The organism is Arhodomonas sp. KWT (assembly GCF_010993615.1).
The window spans coordinates 1-851 of sequence record NZ_WNXE01000719.1 but is presented as its reverse complement, the minus strand read 5'-3'; the positions used below and the strand labels follow the sequence as shown (position 1 = coordinate 851).

The following is an 851-nucleotide window of genomic DNA, read 5'->3' as shown; positions in this document are numbered from 1 at the left end:
GTCAGATGGGGCGCGAAGGCCTCGATGAAGTCGTACATGTAGCCGCGCAGGTAGGTCCCCCGCCGGAAGCCGATGCTGGTGACGCTGGGCTCGAAGAGCTCGCTGGCGTCCAGGGCGACGAGGCCGCGGTCGCGCTCCGGGTCGAAGGCCATGGAGGCCATGATGCCTACGCCGAGACCGAGACCGACGTAGGTCTTGATCACCTCGGAGTCAGTGGCGGTGAACACCACCTCCGGCTCCAGGCCGCGGTCGCTGAAGGCCTGGTCCAGCTTGGAGCGGCCGGTGAAGCCGAACACGTAGGTCACCAGCGGGTAATCGGCCACCGCCTCCAGGCTCAGCCGCGGCACGCTGCACAAGGGGTGGCCCTCGGGCACGATGATGCTGCGGTTCCAGCGGTAGCAGGGCATCATCACCAGGTCCTCGAAGAGCTCCAGTGCCTCCGTGGCAATGGCGAAGTCGACGTTGCCGCGGGCCGCCATCTCGGCGATCTGCATGGGCGTGCCCTGGTGCATGTGCAGGCTGACGTTGGGGTAGCGCGGCCGGAAGGTGTTCACCACCGGGGGCAGGGCGTGCCGGGCCTGGGTGTGGGTGGTGGCGATGGACAGGCTGCCCCGGGACTCGTCCACGTGTTCCTGGGCGATGGCGTTGATATTGCGCACCTCCTGGAGCACGCGCTGGGCGACGTCCAGGATCTCGCCGCCCGCCGGGGTGACGTGGCTGAGGTGTTTGCCGCTGCGCGCGAAGATCTGCACGCCGAGCTCATCCTCCAGCAGCCGGATCTGCTTGCTGACGCCGGGCTGTGAGGTATACAGGGCCTCGGCCGCCGCGGAGACGTTCAGCCCGCGCCGGGA

The 851-nt window shown here is 68.5% G+C and carries 1 protein-coding gene; it reads right to left on the bottom strand.

What is annotated here, in order from left to right:
- On the bottom strand, window positions 1–839 hold an 839-nt coding region (cysB, locus tag G7A99_RS21965), incomplete at its 3' end, for an HTH-type transcriptional regulator CysB (protein WP_305792357.1).
- Between the last annotated feature and the right edge of the window lie 12 nt (window positions 840–851).